14 protein-coding genes are annotated in these 19328 nt (G+C 63.3%); 11 read left to right on the forward strand and 3 right to left on the reverse strand.

Translation table 11 applies throughout. The annotated features are described in order from the left end of the window. Positions 1 to 52 precede the first annotated feature (52 nt). On the reverse strand, positions 53 to 514 hold the full coding sequence (rpiB, locus tag HKK54_RS30430) for a ribose 5-phosphate isomerase B (protein WP_010172018.1): 462 nt from the start codon (positions 512 to 514) through the stop codon (positions 53 to 55). Between the two features lie 284 nt (positions 515 to 798). On the opposite strand from rpiB, the gene HKK54_RS30435 reads away from it, so the two are divergent. From HKK54_RS30435 to dhaL, 7 genes are all read left to right on the forward strand, one after another. Further along, positions 799 to 2286, forward strand: a complete 1488-nt coding sequence (locus tag HKK54_RS30435; protein ID WP_010172020.1) for a sugar ABC transporter ATP-binding protein — start codon at positions 799 to 801, stop codon at positions 2284 to 2286. Continuing rightward, a complete protein-coding gene (locus tag HKK54_RS30440; protein ID WP_010172022.1) occupies positions 2283 to 3272 on the forward strand; it encodes an ABC transporter permease in 990 nt (329 codons plus the stop codon). Before HKK54_RS30435 ends, HKK54_RS30440 begins: the two co-directional genes overlap by 4 nt. Before the next feature lie 57 nt (positions 3273 to 3329). Next, a complete protein-coding gene (locus tag HKK54_RS30445; protein ID WP_169388881.1) occupies positions 3330 to 4337 on the forward strand; it encodes a substrate-binding domain-containing protein in 1008 nt (335 codons plus the stop codon). Between the two features lie 152 nt (positions 4338 to 4489). Continuing rightward, entirely contained in the window at positions 4490 to 5245 is a 756-nt protein-coding gene (locus HKK54_RS30450; protein ID WP_169388882.1) for an SDR family oxidoreductase, read from the forward strand. A 28-nt stretch (positions 5246 to 5273) separates the two neighbouring features. After that, positions 5274 to 6389 carry an MDR/zinc-dependent alcohol dehydrogenase-like family protein gene (locus tag HKK54_RS30455; RefSeq protein WP_169388883.1) on the forward strand — a complete coding sequence of 372 codons (1116 nt, stop codon included), beginning with the start codon at positions 5274 to 5276 and terminating at the stop codon, positions 6387 to 6389. 174 nt (positions 6390 to 6563) lie between these two features. Further along, positions 6564 to 7565 carry a dihydroxyacetone kinase subunit DhaK gene (locus HKK54_RS30460; protein WP_169388884.1) on the forward strand — a complete coding sequence of 334 codons (1002 nt, stop codon included), beginning with the start codon at positions 6564 to 6566 and terminating at the stop codon, positions 7563 to 7565. A gap of 3 nt (positions 7566 to 7568) precedes the next feature. Next, complete coding sequence (dhaL, locus tag HKK54_RS30465) at positions 7569 to 8213, forward strand: dihydroxyacetone kinase subunit DhaL (protein WP_169388885.1); 645 nt, start codon at positions 7569 to 7571, stop codon at positions 8211 to 8213. A 112-nt stretch (positions 8214 to 8325) separates the two neighbouring features. Here dhaL and HKK54_RS30470 read toward each other — a convergent pair whose 3' ends face one another. Further along, on the reverse strand, positions 8326 to 9216 hold the full coding sequence (locus tag HKK54_RS30470) for a LysR family transcriptional regulator (RefSeq protein ID WP_169388886.1): 891 nt from the start codon (positions 9214 to 9216) through the stop codon (positions 8326 to 8328). A gap of 102 nt (positions 9217 to 9318) precedes the next feature. Between HKK54_RS30470 and HKK54_RS30475 the strand changes: the two genes are divergently transcribed. Both HKK54_RS30475 and HKK54_RS30480 read left to right on the forward strand, forming a co-directional pair. Then, a complete protein-coding gene (locus HKK54_RS30475; protein WP_169388887.1) occupies positions 9319 to 9804 on the forward strand; it encodes a GlcG/HbpS family heme-binding protein in 486 nt (161 codons plus the stop codon). After that, on the forward strand, positions 9801 to 11330 hold the full coding sequence (locus HKK54_RS30480; protein ID WP_169388888.1) for an MFS transporter: 1530 nt from the start codon (positions 9801 to 9803) through the stop codon (positions 11328 to 11330). The genes HKK54_RS30475 and HKK54_RS30480 overlap by 4 nt, the downstream gene beginning before the upstream one ends. Before the next feature lie 170 nt (positions 11331 to 11500). On the opposite strand, the gene sohB is transcribed toward HKK54_RS30480, so the two are convergent. After that, complete coding sequence (sohB, locus tag HKK54_RS30485; protein ID WP_169388889.1) at positions 11501 to 12526, reverse strand: protease SohB; 1026 nt, start codon at positions 12524 to 12526, stop codon at positions 11501 to 11503. Between the two features lie 211 nt (positions 12527 to 12737). Here sohB and HKK54_RS30490 point away from each other — a divergent pair, with 211 nt between their 5' ends. Next, a complete protein-coding gene (locus HKK54_RS30490) occupies positions 12738 to 14429 on the forward strand; it encodes a ShlB/FhaC/HecB family hemolysin secretion/activation protein (RefSeq protein WP_237151029.1) in 1692 nt (563 codons plus the stop codon). A 111-nt stretch (positions 14430 to 14540) separates the two neighbouring features. Continuing rightward, positions 14541 to 19274, forward strand: coding sequence for a hemagglutinin repeat-containing protein (locus HKK54_RS30495; RefSeq protein WP_169388890.1), 4734 nt, complete (start codon positions 14541 to 14543; stop codon positions 19272 to 19274). Positions 19275 to 19328 lie beyond the last annotated feature (54 nt).

A 19328-nucleotide genomic window follows, 5' to 3' on the forward strand; every position in this document is an offset into this window, starting at 1 on the left:
TCCGTTTCGGTGTCAAAGGCGCATTCTCCCGACTCTTGCCCCGTTCCGTCCACTACTGATGCCCGTCACGCTCGATCGCGTTGATGCGGTCGACCTTGGCCCCGGAACGCGCGGCTTCGAACTCCGACTCCAGGAACGACTTGACGATGCTTTTGGCCAGCTCCGCGCCGATCACCCGTGCACCAATGGACAGGATCTGCGCATCGTTGCTCTTGCGCGCCCGCTCCGCCGAGTAGGTGTCGTGGGCCTGGGCCGCACGAATCCCAAGGACTTTGTTGGCCGAGATGGCCATGCCGATACCGGTGCCGCACACCAGCACGCCCAGCCGTTGCTGGCCGGCGTTGATCGCCGTGGCCACCGCCAGGGCAATGTCCGGGTACAGCACCGGCGCCGTGGAGTGGGTGCCGAAGTCGGTCACCGGGTAACCCAGCGCCTCAATGTGGCGCTTCAACAGTTCTTTGAGCTCATAACCCGCTTCATCGCATCCGATAGCCACCGGGAAAGGTGTGTTCATGGCGTTTGGCTCCGCTGCCGTTTTGGGTGCTGGAGAATGATCATATGATCACTCAATGAAATTTCGCTCAGTCATTTCTCGGATATTCCAGGCGCTCTGTCAAGCAGGATTTAGCTGACCTCACAGTCAAAGCCCTCTAAACCGGCACGATTTGCGCAAATCCACCCATTTACAACTTTTAAGTGAAAGAGATTGACTGATCAGAATTTCATTTGATACACATATGCTCACAGCGAAACATGACTGTGCGACCTAATAAGAATTCACAGCACGAGGACACGCCGATGGCCACGCCATTACTGCTCCAGGCTGAACACGTCGCCAAGGCTTACGCCGGGATCCCTGCCCTGCGTGAGGGGCGCCTCTCTCTGCGGGCCGGCAGCGTCCACGCTCTGTGCGGCGGCAATGGCGCAGGCAAATCGACTTTCCTGAGCATCCTGATGGGCATCACCCAGCGTGACGCCGGGACCATCCTGCTCAACGGCTCACCCGTTCAGTTCAACCGCCCCAGCGAAGCACTGGCGGCGGGGATCGCGATGATCACCCAGGAGCTTGAACCCATTCCCTACATGACCGTCGCCGAAAACATCTGGCTGGGCCGCGAACCGCGCCGCGCCGGGTGCATCGTCGACAGCAAGGAATTGAACCGGCGCACTCGCCAATTGCTGGAAAGCCTGGAGTTCGACGTCGACGCCACCAGCCCCATGCATCGCCTGAGCGTGGCGCAGATCCAGTTGGTGGAGATCGCCAAGGCGTTCAGCCACGACTGCCAGGTAATGATCATGGACGAGCCCACCTCGGCCATCGGCGAGCGCGAGGCCGAAACCCTGTTCAAGGCGATCCGGCGCCTCACTGCCCGTGGTGCCGGCATCGTCTATGTGTCGCACCGCCTCAGTGAACTGGCGCAAATCGCCGACGACTACAGCATCTTTCGCGACGGCGCCTTTGTTGAAACCGGGCGCATGGCCGATATCGACCGCGCCCACCTGGTGCGCGGCATCGTCGGCCAGGAACTGACCCGCATCGATCACAAGGTCGGCCGCGAATGCGCCGCCGAATGCTGCCTGGACGTCGACAGCCTGAGCCGTGCCGGCGAGTTCCAGGACATCAGCCTGCAGCTGCGCCAGGGGGAGATTCTGGGCATCTATGGGCTGATGGGCTCGGGCCGCAGTGAATTCCTCAACTGCATCTACGGCCTCACCACCCCGGATTCAGGCAGCGTGACCCTGCAAGGCAAACCGATGCCCATCGGCCTGCCCAAGGCGACGATCCAGGCCGGCATGTCGCTGGTCACCGAAGACCGCAAGGACAGCGGCCTGGTGCTCAGCGGCAGCATCCTCTCGAACATCGCGCTGTCGGCGTACAAGCAGCTGTCGAGCTGGTCGCTGATCAATGCGCGCAAGGAAAACCAGTTGGCCCAGGACATGGTCAAGCGCCTGCAGATCAAGACCACCTCCCTGGACCTGCCGGTGGAGTCCATGAGCGGCGGCAATCAGCAGAAGGTGGTGCTCGCCAAATGCCTGTCGACCCAGCCGATCTGCCTGCTCTGCGATGAGCCGACCCGGGGCATCGACGAAGGCGCCAAGCAGGAGATCTATCACCTGCTGGACCAGTTCGTGCGCGCCGGTGGTGCAGCAATTGTGGTGTCGTCCGAAGCCCCGGAATTGCTCCACCTGAGTGACCGTATTGCCGTGTTCAAAGGCGGAAGGCTGGTCACCATCAGCAGCGATACCGCCCTTTCCCAGGAAGCCTTGTTGAGTCTTGCCTCATGAATGCCAAATCACTTTCTACACCTGCAGCCGCCCCCATCACCACTGCACCGCGCAGCCGCCTGCGCTTGTCCCTCGACCGCTTCGGCCTGCCGCTGGTGTTTATCCTGCTGTGCCTGGTGATGGCCTTCGCCAGCGAATACTTCATGACCTGGCGCAACTGGATGGACATCCTGCGCCAGACCTCGATCAACGGGATCCTCGCCGTGGGCATGACCTACGTGATCCTGACCAAGGGCATCGACTTGTCGGTGGGCTCGATCCTGGCGTTTGCCGGCCTGTGCAGCGCCATGGTCGCGACCCAGGGCTATGGCGTGCTGGCGGCAGTCAGCGCCGGGATGTTCGCCGGGGCGATGCTCGGGGTGGTGAACGGCTTTATGGTCGCCAACCTGTCGATCCCGCCGTTTGTGGCGACCCTCGGCATGTTGAGCATTGCCCGGGGCATGACCTTCATTCTCAACGACGGCAGCCCGATCACCGATTTGCCCGACGCCTACCTCGCGCTGGGCATCGGCAAGATCGGCCCGATTGGCGTGCCGATTGTGATCTTCGCCGTGGTCGCGCTGATCTTCTGGATGGTGCTGCGCTACACCACTTACGGCCGTTATGTGTACGCGGTGGGCGGCAACGAGAAGAGTGCACGCACCTCCGGGATCGGCGTGCGCAAGGTGATGTTTTCGGTGTACGTGGTTTCGGGGTTGCTCGCCGGATTGGCCGGCGTGGTGCTCTCGGCACGCACCACTTCCGCCCTGCCCCAGGCCGGCACTTCGTATGAGCTGGACGCGATTGCCGCGGTGGTGATCGGCGGCACCAGCCTGTCCGGCGGTACCGGCACGATTGTCGGCACGCTGTTTGGCGCGCTGCTGATCGGCGTGATCAACAACGGCCTGAACCTGCTCGGCGTGTCCTCCTATTACCAGCAGGTCGCCAAGGGCCTGATCATCGTGTTCGCAGTACTGATTGATGTGTGGCGCAAGAAAAAACGCTAGTCGCGTTTCCTCGAAAACCGAACTGAACGACCTACAACAATAAGCGGAGTTCTCATCATGAAAGTTGGTATTTCCCTGGCCGCCGTCGCGGCACTCTCCCTGCTCGCCAGCAGCATTGCCCTGGCTGCCGATGGCAAGACCTACAAGATCGGCGCCGCGGTGTACGGGCTCAAGGGCCAGTTCATGCAGAACTGGGTGCGCGAGCTGAAAGAACACCCGGCGGTCAAAGACGGCACCGTGCAACTGACCGTATTCGATGGCAACTATGACGCCCTGACCCAGAACAACCAGATTGAAAACATGGTGACCCAGCACTACGACGCGATCCTGTTTGTGCCGATCGACACCAAGGCCGGCGTCGGCACTGTGAAGGCCGCCATGAGCAACGACGTGGTGGTGATCGCCTCCAACACCAAGGTGGCCGACGCCAACGTGCCGTATGTGGGCAACGACGACGTGGAAGGCGGCCGGCTCCAGGCCCAGGCCATGGTCGACAAACTCAAGGGTAAGGGCAACGTGGTGATCATCCAGGGCCCGATTGGCCAGTCAGCCCAGATCGACCGCGAAAAAGGCGAGATGGAAGTACTGGGCAAACACCCGGACATCAAGATCATCGAGAAGAAAACCGCCAACTGGGACCGCGCCCAGGCCCTGGCCCTGACGGAAGACTGGCTGAACGCCCACCCCAAAGGCATCAACGGCGTGATCGCGCAGAACGACGACATGGCCCTCGGCGCAGTGCAGGCACTGAAGTCCCACGGGCTCACCTCCAAAGACGTGCCGGTGACCTCCATCGACGGCATGCCGGATGCAATCCAGGCCGCGAAAAAAGATGAAGTGACCACCTTCCTGCAAGACGCCCAGGCCCAGTCCCAGGGCGCGCTGGATGTGGCGCTGCGGGCATTGGCCGGCAAGGACTACAAACCGCAGTCGGTGATCTGGGAACGCTATGGCAAGGACGTGAAATGGGGCGACGGGACTGCCAAGAACTACATCCTGCCGTGGGTGCCGGTGACCAATGCGAATGCGGATGCGCTGTATCAGCAGGTCAGCGGCAGCAAATAGCAACACGATCAATGTGGGAGCTGGCTTGCCTGCGATGGCATCACCTCGGTGCTGCTGATACACCGAGTCGCCTGCATCGCAGGCAAGCCAGCTCCCACATTTGACCGGGCTCCACCCTTAGATCTCGATTGTCAGTAAGAGGAGTCATGTTCATGTCTGGATTCTGGAATCAAGCCTTCGACCTCACCGGCCGCTGCGCCGTGATCACCGGCGGGGCCGCCGGGATCGGTCTGGCTTGTGCCAGCCTGTTGGTGGAACGCGGCGCGCGGGTGGCCCTGCTGGACCGCGACCCGACCGTGGTCGAAGTCGCCGCCAGCCTCGGCGCCGGGAACATCGGCATCGCCGTGGACCTGCGCCAGCTCGACCAGGTGCAGAGCACCGTCGACTACGTATTCGACCACTTCAAGCGCCTGGATTACCTGGTCAACAGCGCCGGCGTCGCCCTGCTGGACAAGGCCCTGGACGTCAGCGAAAACGCCTGGGACACCACCCTCGACATCAACCTCAAGGCCAGCTTCTTCGTGGCCCAGGCCTGCGCCAGGCACATGCTTGCCCAGGGCAGCGGGCGCATCGTCAACCTCGCCTCTCAAGCGGCGGTGATCGGCCTCGACCGTCACGTCGCCTACTGCGCCAGCAAGGCCGCCGTGGTCGGCATGACCAAGGTGCTCGCCATGGAATGGGCGCCCCACATCAACGTCAACGCCATCTCCCCGACCATCGTCGAAACCGCCCTGGGCAAAAAGGCCTGGGCGGGCGAGCTGGGGGAGCGGGCGAAATTGCAGATCCCGACGGGCCGCTTTGCCCAGCCGGAAGAAATCGCCGGGCTCGCGTTGTACCTGCTCAGCGACGCCGCACAGATGATCACCGGGGAAAACGTGGTGATCGACGGCGGCTACAGCATTCAGTAATTCATCTTTTGTCGTGAGGTTTATCGTCATGTCCACTGTCACCGAACGCACCCCTGAGCAACTGGCCCCCGTCATTCCGAAAACCATGCAGGCCGTGGTCTGCCATGGCCCCGAAGATTACCGCCTGGAGACCGTCGACGTGCCCACACCCGGCCCCGACGAGATCCTGACCAAGGTCGAGCTGTGTGGCATCTGCATGGGCGACATCAAGACCTATCGCGGCGCGCCGTCGTTCTGGGGCGATGCCGAGCAGCCGCGCTACGTGAAGCCGCCGATGATTCCCGGGCATGAATTCGTGTGCCGCGTGGTTGCCCTCGGCCCGGGTGCGGAAAAGCGTGGGGTGAAGGTCGGCGACCGGGTGATTTCCGAACAGATCGTACCGTGCTGGGGCTGCCGTTTCTGCAACCACGGCCAGTACTGGATGTGCCAGAAGCACGACCTGTATGGCTTCCAGAACAACGTCCAGGGCGCCATGGCCCAGTACATGATCTTCACCAAGGAAGGCATCATCCACAAAGTGCCGGACTCGATTGCCCCGGATGAGGCGATCCTGATCGAACCCCTGGCCTGCTCGCTGCACGCAGCGGAACGGGCGAATGTGGACTTCGACGACATCGTGGTGGTGGCCGGTGCCGGTACCCTGGGCCTGGGGATCATCGGTGCGGTGCGCATGCGCAACCCGAAGAAACTCATCGTGCTCGACATGAAACCCGAACGCGCCGCCCTCGCCCTGCGCATGGGCGCGGATGAGGTGTGGAACCCCGCCGAGGTCGACGTGATGGCGAAGATTCGCGAGATCACCGATGGCTATGGTTGCGACATTTACATCGAAGCCACCGGGCATCACAAGGCGGTGAACCAGGGCCTGGCGATGCTGCGCAAGCTGGGGCGTTTTGTTGAGTTCAGCGTGTTCAACGACGAGGCCACGGTGGACTGGTCGATCATCGGCGACCGCAAGGAACTGGACGTGCTGGGCTCGCACCTGGGCCCGTACATGTACCCACGGGCCATCGACTTTATCGGCAACCGCAAGATCGACATGCGCGACGTGGTGACCCACAAATTTGCCCTGGCAGACTTCAAGGAAGCGTTTGCGGTGATGGAACGCGGAGACAAGTCGCTTAAAGTCGTCCTGGAACCCTGATTGGCTCAATAACACAAAACCCTGCGGGCGCCGGGCTCTTTGTGGGAGCTGGCTTGCCTGCGATAGCATCGACCCGGTGTCACTGAAAGACCGAGGCGCTTGCATCGCAGGCAAGCCAGCTCCCACAACAGCCCCCGCCCCAACACCCAGAACAAGAACACAGGAAACCGCGTTATGAATCGAGTGATAAACGATCCGGATCAGGTGGTCGAGGACATGCTGCGGGGCATTCTGGTCGCGCACCCCGAGCTGCGCCAGTACGAAACCAATCCACGGGTGATCGGCAAGGCCAGGCCGTCACCGCAAGGCCGTGTGGGCATCGTGACCGGCGGCGGCTCCGGGCATGAACCGGCGTTCCTCGGCTATGTCGGCCCGGGCCTGGTGGATGCCGTGGCCGTCGGCGAGATTTTCTCCTCGCCCACCGCCAAAAGTTTCTTCGACGCCTTCCGGGCTGCCGACCACGGCGCCGGCGTGGCGTGCCTGTACGGCAACTATGCCGGCGACAACATGAACGTGAAGCTGGCGATGAAGATGGCCGCCAGCAAGGACATGCGCATCCGCACGGTGGTCGCCAACGACGACGTGGCCTCGGCCCCCAAGGCCGACATCGCCAAGCGTCGCGGGGTGGCGGGTGAGATCTTCATGTGGAAGGTCGGTGGTGCAGCGGCCGCGCAGCATTACGACCTGGACGGGGTGATTCGTGTCGCCCAGAAGGCGGTCGACAACTGCCGCTCCATCGGCATCGGCCTTACGCCCTGCACCATCGCCGCGGTGGGCAAGCCGAACTTCCAGATCCCCGACGGGCAGATGGAATTGGGCATCGGCCACCACGGCGAGCCGGGCATCGAAGTGATCCCCATCGAGTCCGCCGAAGCCATGGCGGCGCGCATGCTCGCGCCGATCCTCGCCGACCGCGACTTCAGCCAGGACGACAGCGTGGTGGTGCTGGTCTCGGGCCTGGGCGCCACGCCGGTGATGGAGCTTTACATTTTCTACGCCGAGGTTGAACGTCAGCTCAAGGCCAAGGGTTTGAAGATTCACCGCTGCTACGTGGGCAACTACTTCACTTCCCTGGAAATGATGGGCGTGACCCTGACCTTGCTGGGCCTGGACGCCGAGCTGAAAACCCTGATCGACCAACCCTGCCGTTCCATCGGCATGACCCAGGCGGAATAAACCATGAGCCAGCATTTCTCCACCCACGACGGCAGCGCCATCGTTGCCGACCTGGTGAGCGTGATCGTTGCCAACCGCGAGTACCTCAGCGAAGTTGACGGCGCCATTGGCGATGGCGACCACGGCATCAACATGGCCAAGGGCTTTGCCCATTGCGGGCGCACGATCGAAGGCCGCCAGTTGACCCTGGCCGAAGCGCTGGACGAGTTGACGCTGAGCCTGATGGAAGGCATCGGCGGCTCCATGGGGCCGCTGTATGGCAGCCTGTTTATCGGCATGGCGGATGAGGTACGGGCCAGCGAAGAGATTGACGCGGCGACCTTTGCGCACTTGCTGCGGGGCGGACTGACGTCGTTGCAGGACATCACCGAAGCCGGCGTAGGTGACAAGTGTTTGATGGACACGCTGATTCCGGCGGTGGAGGCGTTTGAACAGGCCCACGCGTCGGGCGCGTCGTTCAGTGAAGCGCTGGAGGCGATGAAAAGTGCGGCGTCACAGGGACGGGATTCCACCAGGGATCTGGTGGCGAAGATTGGCCGGGCGAGTCGGCTGGGTGAGCGCTCGCTCGGCGTACTGGATGCGGGCGCGGTGTCGTGCTGTTTGATACTGACAAGGCTGGCGGATTCGGTTCAACCGCGGTTGGTGTAGCGCCTGGCCGGGCCTCATCGCAGGCAAGCCAGCTCCCACAGTTGATCGAGTGTGCCTGGGCGTACGCTGTCAACTGTGGGAGCTGGCTTGCCTGCGATGGCCGCGGCGCGGTTTAACGTTTATCACCAAAATCAGCTGCACTCTGCTTCACCTGCTCTATGTACCGCGCCACCGCCGGCGCCTTTTCAAAACGCCGGTGGATCAGCGACAGCCACGACGACGCCTCGCTGCCTTCAATCCTGCGATACACCACGTTCGGCAACCCCACATGCCCCACCACCGACTCCGGCACCACCGCCACGCCCTGCCCCAGCGACACCAAGGCAATCACTGCCACCAAACCACCCGGCTGCGGCCCTAACCGGGGTGCATAGCCGCCCTGCGCCGCCACGTGCAACGTGCCGCTGATCTGCTCGGGCAAGATGAAGGTCTCGTTCTGCAGGTGCTCACAGCTGATCGCCTTCAACCCCAGCAGCCACGAATCCTGAGGCAACGCCAGCACAAACCCCTCACTGCTCAAACGCACCGCATCGACGCCGTCAGGCAAGGTCATCGGCGAGCGAATATAGCCAATGTCGTAGCGCCCCTCGGCCACCAGTCCCGGCAACGCCGCCATGGGGCTCTCGCGCACATTGAGGCTCACGTCCGGGCAATCCGCGCAGAACGACTGCACCTGGCGCTGCAGCAGCCCCGAATACACCGCCGACGCCACATACCCCAATTCGATATGACCGATCTCGCCACGCCCGGCGCGCTGGGCATTGCGCTGGGCAAACTCGAACTGGCGCACCGTGGCCTCGGCCTCGATCAGCAACGCCGCGCCCGCCTCGGTCAGGCTGACTTCGCGCTGGCGGCGGATAAACAGGCGGGTGCCCAGGGTGGTCTCCATGTCCTGGATCTGTCGGCTCAGGGTCGGCGGCGCAATGCCCAGTTGCTCGGCGGCACGGGTGAAATTGCGTTGCCGGGCAACGGCCAGAAAGTAGCGGAAATGCCGTATTTCCATCACAGGATTAGCTCAAAGGTAATGAAGTGCTGTATGGCGCCTAACAACGGCCGACTGACCGGGGATAAGCTCGCGGTACGCTTACAGTAGAGAGGCTTTCCCATGTTCGTCAAATCATTGATCCTGGCCGCTGTCGGTCTTTGCACCCTGCCAGCGGCGTTCGCGGCAGGGCCGTCACCGGGCATTGCCCACAAGGCAATACTTAGTCTGGCAACTGCCCAGCAGGTCGCTGCACACGCTCGAAAATTGGCCGCCGACAAAGGCTGGCCCTGCGCCCTGGCAATCGTCGATGACGGTGGCTGGCCGATCCTGACCCTGCGCATGGACGGGGCCCCTGTGGTGGCGGGCATCGAATTGGCTCAAGGCAAGGCGCGCACGTCAGCACTTTTCAAGCGACCCTCCGCAGACCTGGAAAACGCCATCAACGGTGGGCGCCAGGCAGCCATCACCGCCGGCCTGCTGATGATGAAAGGCGCCCGGCCCATCATTCTTGAAGGCCAGGTCGTGGGCGCCATCGGCATCAGCGCCGACACCCCGGCCCACGACGACGAGATCGCCCTGGCGGCGGTGAGCGCGGTGCAACCATGAGCAACGTCAGCCCGCGCCTCACGCTGCTGACCGCCTCCGGGGTCTGCTCGCTGATTGTGCTCGACACCAATATCGTCGCCGTCACCTTGCCAAGCATCGCCCGGGACCTGGGGGCGAATTTTGCCGATATCGAGTGGGTGGTCAGCGCTTATATGCTGGCCTTCGCCGCGCTGTTGCTGCCGGCCGGGAGCATTGCCGACCGCTTCGGGCGCAAGAAAAGCCTGATCTGGGGCCTGAGCATTTTCATCCTCGCCTCCCTCGGCTGCGGCGCAGCACCGAATGCGTTGTTCCTGGACATCGCCCGAGCCATCAAAGGCGTCGGTGCGGCCTTGCTGCTGACTTCTGCGCTGGCCTCCATCGGCCACACCTTTCACGACGAAGCGGAGCGTGCCAAGGCCTGGGCGTTCTGGGGCGCGTGCATGGGTGTGGCGATGACCGCCGCGCCGACCCTGGGCGGCTTGATCACCGAGTACTTGGGCTGGCGCTGGATTTTCTATCTCAATTTGCCCATCGGCCTGGGGTTGATGGCGCTGTCGGTGCATGCCATCCCGCATTCGCGGGATAGCCAATCGGCGCGGCTAGACCCTTGGGGCAGCCTGGCGTTCAGCGCGAGCCTGCTGTGCCTGATCTGGGGCCTGATCGAAGCCAACCGCATCGGCTGGGACAACCCGCTGACTTACGCCCGGTTGCTGGGCGGCATCGCTTTGCTGGGCTTGTTTGTGCTCGCCGAACGCCTGCAACAGCGGCCGATGGTAGACCTGCAACTGTTCAAGCACCCACGCTTTATCGGCGCGCTGCTGGGGATGTTCGCCTACGCCGGCTGCGCCCAGGTGATGATGACGCTGCTGCCGTTCTACCTGCAAAACGGCCTGGGTTTCTCCGCGATTGCGTCGGGGCTCGGCATGCTGCCGTTTGCCTTGACCATGCTGGTTTGCCCAAGGATTGGCGCACGCCTGGCCGGTCGCTTTGCACCGGCAACGATGATGGCGACGGGGCTCACGCTGGTGGGTTGCGGCAACCTGCTCAGTGCCTGGGCGGTGAATGTCGGCGGCTACCTGCCGTTCGCCCTGGCCATAGCGGTGACGGGGGCCGGCGCCGGATTGCTCAATGGCGACACCCAGAAAAACATCATGGCCTGCGTACCACGAGACCGCGCCGGGATGGCATCGGGCATGAGTACGACCATGCGCTTCAGTGCGATCATGTTAGCGATCGGGGTGTACGGGGCCTTGTTGAGCAGCCACAGCGAACAGCTGCTGCACACCCGCCTGGGCGCACAGTGGCAGGAACAGGTGTCGGGGATTGCTTCACGGGTGGTGGCGGGCGATATGCCGGCGGCAATGGCGCTGCTGCCTGAGTCGGCGCGGGGGATGGTGCAGCCACTGGCGCGGCAGGCATTTGTCGGCGGGTTCAGCGTGGTGTTGTGGGTGGCGGGGTTGTTGGGGTTGCTGGGGGCGCTGGTGGTGGGATCGTTGATGCGCCATTCCATACCGGCGGTGCCGCAGGCTTCACTGCCAACTCGGTGAGTTGACCACCACAAACCCATGTGGGAGCGGGCTTGTTGTGGTGAGCGGGCTTGCCCCGCGCTGGGCTGCGAAGCAGCCCCATCAATCTGTGGTGAACCCGACGGGGGACAAGCCCCCTCACCACAACAAGCCCGCTCCCACATTTTGATCTTCGCCAGGCAGTTGACCTGCTACCAGAACCGCTGCTGGGTCAGGCGACTCCACCAGGTCAGCAGCACGCGGTCTACCGAACCGCTGGCGGCCAGGCCAACCCGCTCCTGCAGGCTTTTACGCTCGGCATAATGCAGGTGGAACACCTCGGCAGTCTTGGCCTTGGTTGCCAGGTATTCGTCGCTGGTTTGCAGCGCGTCCACCAGTTGCTTGTCCAACGCGGCAACGCCGAGCCAGACTTCACCGGTAGCCACTTCATCAATGGCCAGCTGCGGGCGGTAGCGCGACACGAAGTTCTTGAACAGTTGATGGGTGATGTCCAGGTCTTCCTGGAACTTCTCCCGGCCCTTCTCGGTGTTTTCGCCAAACACGGTCAGGGTGCGCTTGTATTCACCGGCGGTCAGCACTTCGAAGTCGATGTCGTGCTTCTTCAGCAGGCGGTTGACGTTGGGCAACTGCGCCACCACGCCGATCGAGCCCAGGATGGCAAACGGCGCGCTGATGATCTTCTCGCCGATGCACGCCATCATGTAGCCGCCGCTGGCCGCGACCTTGTCGATGCACACGGTCAACGGTACGCCCGCCTCGCGGATACGGGCCAGTTGCGACGACGCCAGGCCGTAGCTGTGGACCATGCCGCCGCCGCTTTCGAGGCGCAGCACCACTTCGTCCTTGGGCGTGGCCAGGCTCAACAGTGCGGTGATTTCGTGGCGCAGGCTTTCGGTGGCCGAGGCTTTGATATCGCCGTCGAAATCCAGCACGAACACCCGTGGCCTGGCCTCGGGTTTCTTCTTGCCGTTCTTCTTTTCAGCCTTGCTTTCAGACTTGCGCAGGGCCTTGAGCTGGTCCTTGTCGAGCAAGGTCTGCTCCAGGCGCTCACGCAGGCCCTTGTAGAAGTCATTGAGTTTGCTGACCTGCAACTGGCCGGCGGATTTGCGACGCCCCTTGCTGCGCAGGGCGGCAAAACTGGCGAGGACCACCAGAATGGCGACCACCAGGGTGACGGTTTTAGCTAGAAAACTTGCGTACTCGGCAAGAAACTCCATAAGACACCTGTGAGGCTTGAAAGGCGCAGTCTACGGGGATTGTCGTCGTGATGTCTAACACTGTCGAACGCAACAAACTCCTACAAAAATAACCAATTTTTCCTACTTGCGTAGTTCGATTCCCACAACATTTTCAGACTCCACGTCCAGCATTTACAGGGGAAAACCGCCTTAAACTCCGCGTTTATCAGACCCTGTAGAAGCAACGCTCATGTATAGCAGGCATTGCAACATTCCGTACCAGATCCGTACGTCGTGGATGCTCACGGCCCTGGCGATCGTACTGATTGCCCCCACGCCCACCCTGGCTGCCGACCCTCGTGCCCAGGAGCTTGAGCGGCGAACCCGGGAACAGCTGGAACTGGAGCAACGCTTGCGCCTGCTGGAGCGCTCCGGCCCCTTGTCACCCCAGGCTGCGCCGGGGCCGCCGCCACCGCTCCCCGTCGAGCCCTGCTGGCAGGTCCGGGGGCTCAGGCTGCAAGGCAACACCTTGATCAGCCTGGCGCAGATCAATGCACGCCTTCAGCCGCTGATGAGCGACTGCATGAGCGTCACCCGCATCAACCAATTGCTAACGGCCCTGACCGCGCTGTATGCCGACGCCGGCTTCATCGCCAGCCGGCCTTACCTGGCGCAACGGCCACAGGACGGCCAGAGTCTGGACGTCATCATCGAGGAAGGTTTTGTCGAAAGCATCGAGCTTGCGGCCCCCGACCTGCCCATCTCGCTGCGTGGCGCGTTCCCCGGGATGCTCGGCAAACCGTTGCAACTGCGGGAACTGGAACAGGGCCTCGACCAACTCAACCGCCTGCGCTCCCTGGACCTCACCGCCGACGTGGCCCCCGGCAGCTTGCCCGGCGGCTCACGGCTGCTGATTCGCCCACGTACCAGTGCCGCGCCGATCGGCGCCGTGGTGAGCTACAACAACCGTGGCACCGAATACATCGGACGCAACAACGGCGCGCTGACCCTGACCTACGACAGCCCCTTGGGGTTGAACGATTTTGTCGCCCTGAGCACCAGCACCACCCTGGACCAGACGTCCGCCTACAGCCGCAGCCAAAGCCTGTACTACAACATTCCCTACGGCTTCTGGACCCTGGCCCTGAGCGCCGGCCACTCCCAATACCGCTACCCGGTCGAGCTGCCGAGCCAGACCGTCCGCGCGAACGGCCAGACCCGCCAATACAGCCTCAGCCTCAACCGCCTGCTCTGGCGCGACCAGGGCACGCTGCTCAACGGCATGCTGCGCCTGAGTTCAAAGCGTTCACAGAGCTACTTTGCCGATCAATACCTGGCCATCCAAAGCCCGAGCCTGACAGTCGCCGAGGCCAGCCTCAGCCTGCTGAAAATCAGTGACGGCCTCTGGAATAGCACGTTCAGCTACGCCCAGGGCCTGGACTGGCTGGGAGCCGACCGCGACGAGGAACGGCTGTCACCCGCGCTGCCCCGCGCGCAGTTTCGCAAGTACCGCGCCGACGTGAGCTACTGGCGCCAGGGCCGCGATGGCCAATGGAGCTGGAACAGCCAACTGGCGCTGCAATACAGCCCCGACCCACTGCCCAGCCTGGAACAGATGCTGCTGACTGATGACTACGCGGTACGCGGCTTTCGTCAGGACCTGGTACAGGCCGCCAATGGCGCGGTGTGGCGCAACACCCTCAGCCTGCCCCGCCGCCTCGGCACGCAATGGACCCTCAGCCCGCGTGTGGGGCTGGACGTGGGTTGGAGCAAGCAAGTGACGGGTGCCGAAGGCCAGCGGCTGGCCGGGGCCAATATCGGCGTCGGCTTGAGCACCCGCGACTGGCAACTGGACCTGGACTACCAGCGCAGGCTCTACGGCCCGCCCCCTTCGAGCCACGAGCCGGGCTTCTGGCGGCTGGAGTTGAGCCTGCAAATCTGAGTTCGCAAGGCGGGTGTTCTGGAGGAATACCCGAGGAGGCTTCACCCGTGCTCGCAAGGAGCATCAGGACGGTGCACGCACCCCATAACAACAATCAAAAAAGGTTTCGTCATGAAAACAATTACCCACGCGCCACCGGCCGCTCTCAAACCCTGCCAGACCTTGCGCTGGATGGTCTGCGGCCTGGTATTTGTCCACTACATACAACCCGCCATGGCCGCCAGCGGGGCAACAGTGACGGTGACCATGGCCGCGTCCACCCCGCAGGCCCCGATCCCGGCTCCCGGCGGCGCCACAGTCTCCACCCAACAAGGGGTGCCGGTGGTCAACATTGTTGCCCCCAACGCGACGGGGCTTTCCCACAACCAGTTCCTGAACTACGACGTCGAGCGCCAGGGGCTGGTGCTGAACAATTCAACGGCGGCAGGCCAGTCGCAATTGGCCGGGCAACTGGGTGCCAACCCGCAGTTCAATGGCCGTGACGCCAGCCTGATTCTCAACGAAGTGATCAGTCGCAACGCCTCCCGCATCAACGGCCCCCAGGAGATCTTCGGCCGGGCGGCCGACTATGTGCTGGCCAACCCCAACGGCATCAACGTCAACGGCGCGAGCTTTATCAATACGCCGCGAGCCGCCTTCGTGGTGGGCAGCCCGGAGTTCGAGGACGGGCGCCTTGCGCGCCTCACAACCTTTGACGCGCGCAACGAGCTGATTGTGGGTGACCGCGGGCTGAGCAACATGGCAGGCGCCATAGACCTGATTGCACCGCGTATCGACGTCAACGGCAGCATCGATGCACGGAGCGACCTGAATGTCATCATGGGTTTCAACCAGGTGGCGTATGAGGATCGCAGGATCGAACAGGTACGCCAGCCGGCCAGGCCGCCCGTCGACGCGCAACTGTTCGGCGCGATGCAGGCCGGACGGATCAATATCATCAGCACCGCCGACGGCGCCGGGGTCAAGGTTGCCGCGCCGCTGCTGGCCATGGCAGACCTGACGGTGGCCTCGGCCGGCAACCTGGAAATAACCGGCAGCATTCGGCCAGACTCGCTCAACGCCAACCGTACCCTGTTGAACAGCGACACCGGCGATGTGCAGTTGCAGGCCAAGGACGACCTGGTGCTCACCGCCACCGACGTCAGCGCACGCACCATCGACGCCAGCGCCGGGGGTGACCTGCGGCTCGACGCCCTGACCAGTTCGCGTAAAACCGAGCAGCGGGAAAACTGGAACAAAAAATTCCTGTTCATTACCACCGAGACCTACGACAAAAAAACCACCGACACCCGCACCCAGCAGCACGGCAGCAACCTCACGGCCACTGCCGACCTGAGCCTCAAGGCCGGCAAAAATATCGAGCTCAAGGCCTCCACCGCCAGCGCCGGCGCAACCCTTCAGGCCGAGGCCGGCAAGGACCTGCGCCTGAGTGCACTGAACGACGCGAAGGAAACCCGCGAAACCCTCAACCACCGCAAAAACCTCTGGCGCGGCGACTACGATAAAACCGAAAAAATAGAAACCGCCCGCAGCAGCAGCCTCACCAGCGGCGGCGCGATGCAGTTGAGCAGCCAGCAGGACCTGCAAGTACTCGGCAGCGAGGTAGTGAGCCAGGGCGACCTGACCATCGACGCCGGGGGCAAGGTTGACATCGGCACCACCCGGGTCGTCCAGGAGAGCTGGCAAAAAGACTACGAAGGCGACTTGCTCTCCGGCAGTTTTTTCGGCGAGAACCTGAAGGACGAACGCAACGAAGACCTGGTGGTCGGCAGCCTGGTGGAGGCCAACGGCACCTTGCGGCTGCGCTCGGAAAACGTTGCCATCAGTGGCAGCCAGGTCGTGGGAGAGAAAGATGCGTTGCTGGTCAGCACAAGCGGCGCCCTGAGCATCGACGGCGCGCAAAACCGGGTGACGTCGGACAAGTCCGTCACCGACAGCAAACTGTTTGGCCTGCTCAAGGACCAGACCCGCGAGCGCAAGAACACCGCCACTCAGGTCCGCAGCCAGGTGCAGTCGCGCAGCAATCTGCGCCTGCAAAGCGCCAGCGACTTGAACGTGGTGGGCTCCGACGTGTCGGCACAAGGCCGGCTCGAACTGCAAGCCGAGGCCGACATCAACCTGCTGGCAGGCAAAAACACCGCCCAAACCCTCACTGAGACCGACCAGCACGGGTTCTCTGCCTCCGCCGGTGAAACCAAAGAAGCCGGGCCCGGGATCAAGGGGTCGGAGCAATACCAGGCCGGGATCAACTACAACCAGAAACAAACCATCACCACCGAGGACACCCTCACCCACGAGGGCAGTCAACTCACCGGCGCCAGCGTGGACATCAACGCCGGCAATAATCTGCTGGTCAAGGGCTCCGACATAACGGCCACCGACGGCGATTTGAACCTGGCGGCCCCCTCCATAGAACTGCTCAGCGAGGCGGATAAAAGCCTACTGGCCGTCGAGGAAAACAGCCTCAGCCTTGGCCAGTTCTATACCGGCGGCATGGACCGCGCCGGCGGCGGCTGGCAGGTCGACAAGGACAAGGACGTGACGACCACGGACACCTCCACGGTTCAATCAAGCCAGTTGAGCGCTGCGGGAAATATCAATGTAATCGCCGGTGAGGGCCAGGGCCAACTCATCACCGAGGCCGCCAAGGTCAAGGCGGGCGGCGAGTTGAATGTCAGCGCGGGCACCCTGGAAAATCGTGCGGTGTACGACAGCGTTGCCGAGACCCGGGAGGTCGACCACTGGAGTGTCAGCGTCGGCGCCAACATCGAATACAAGGACGTGACCCGGCCGATCAAAAAAGTCGTCGACGGGATCGACCAGACCAAGGTCTACCAACCTTCGGTGCTGGATGCGCTGGACCCGCCCAACGCCGGTATCGACCTGGCCGTCAACGTGCTGGACAGCCGCGCCGAGTCGGGTTCCACCACGGCGGTGGTCAGTGAGTTCGAAGGCGCCTCGGTCAACGTTCAGGTCGACGGCGCGCTGACCGACACCGGCACGCGCTATGTGGCCACCGACGGCACGCTGGCGATCACTGCCGGGAGCCATGGGTTTGCAGCCGCTGAAAACACCACGTTCAGCCGGGACAAGGGCACCGATGTCGACACCGCCTTGCGGGTCTATACCACCACCGGCAGCGACATCAACGCGCGGGTCCTCGGCTCGGGCGGCAGCTTCGACTTGCGCCAGGCCACCGGCACCGCGGTACCCGGCAGCCTGGAGGGCAAATACGGGATCCAGGTGCAACTGGGTACGGATGGTCGGTATGAGGGCACCCGGTTTGATGCAGGCCAGGGTGACCTGAAAATCCGCACGCCGGGATCTCTGAGCTTCACCGAGGCCCGCGACTGGCAAACCAGCGATGAAACAACCCTGGGCGGGTTTGGCTGGGTGGAGGCCGGCACCAGCCCCAACACCCTGAAAAAAGCCAACGCAGGCGGCCAGCTCGACAAAGCATGGCTGGTCGTGGAAGACACCCAGGGCCGTGGCGCCAGCCTGTTCGCCGAAGGCCTGACCGAGATTGTCGCGGGGCAGGACCTTACGTTGCATGGCGCGCAAATCGGCAGCGCTGAACGCAACAACGGCGATGTGCGGCTCAAGGCCGGCGGTGACGTGGAGTTGCTGGCAGGTGTCGACACCTATTCGGCCGCCGGTGGCAACCTCGGCGGCGGTGCGCGGGCGAGCGTCAAGGCCACCCAAAGCGACACCGCCAGCGGAACGAGCGGCGGGTTCGGCCTACAGGGCGGCGTGGGCAGCATTGATGAACGCGGCACCCTGCAACGGGGTGGCAGCCTCGACAGTCGCGGCACGGTGCAAATCGAAGGCCGGAACGTGCGCCTGCAAGGGGTGCAAGGCAAGGCTGAGGCGTTCGAACTGGCTGCCATCGGCGGCGAGCTGATCCTGGAATCCGCCGTTTCCGATGAGCAACGCGACAACAAATCCCTGACCGCCGGGCTGGGCGCCAGCCTCACCCGCAGCGCTGACTCGTCGAACAACGGCTCGGGCCTGTTCGTCCGGGCGAAAGGCGGCATCGACCAGCTCGACAGCCAGACCCACGACAACACGCGCCTGGTGGCTGACCGGGTGCAGCTCGACAGCCGGGGCGATACCCGACTGCTGGGCGCCACCGTCACGGCCGGCGAGGTCAGCGGCCGGATCGGCGGTGACCTGGTGGTCGAGAGCCGGCAAGATCAGGTACAGGCATTGACACTGAACCTGGATGCGCAACTGACCACCGAGAAAAACCCGTCCGGCGGGATTGATAAGGCAAGCGTTGCCGCCGGCCCGTTCGGTGGCACCGTGAAAAACACCGGCAAAAAACTCTACGAAAAAGCCGCCGACAAGACCCAGGCGCTCAAGGACAAGTTGCTGGCCAGAAGTACTGGCAGCCCGGGCGCCTCTCGGGACCGATTCAAGGACCTGCTGTTCCAGAACCCGAAAAACCGCGATGTCACCCCGACCCTGCTGGCGGACTTCAGCCGCACCCGCAACGACACCGTGGCCGAGGCGTCCGGGATCCGGGGCCGTGACGGTGTGGATTTGCAGGTGGCGGGCGGCGTCGACCTGCTGGGCGCGCGGATAGGCTCCAGCGGTGGCACCGTGGACTTGGGTGGCGCGTCAGTCACCGGCAAGGATTTGAGTGGCCGCGACCAGCGCACCGACCTGGGCATCAACGCCTCAGCCTCCCCGTTGCTGCTGGGCCTGGCGCTGAACAAGGCGTTCACCAAAGAACGTGACCCGCAAAGCCTGGCCGACGAGCAATTCGATACCGGCCTGCTGCGTACCGGCGGGCACGACCAACGCCAATTACTGACCAGCGGGGTTGATCAAAAAGGCCGCTGACAGCGGCACGCAAGCGGTGCAGCCCCGGTACCGGGGCTGCCCTCTAACGAGCTT

The sequence above is a fragment of the Pseudomonas sp. ADAK13 genome, assembly GCF_012935715.1.
GTDB lineage: Bacteria > Pseudomonadota > Gammaproteobacteria > Pseudomonadales > Pseudomonadaceae > Aquipseudomonas.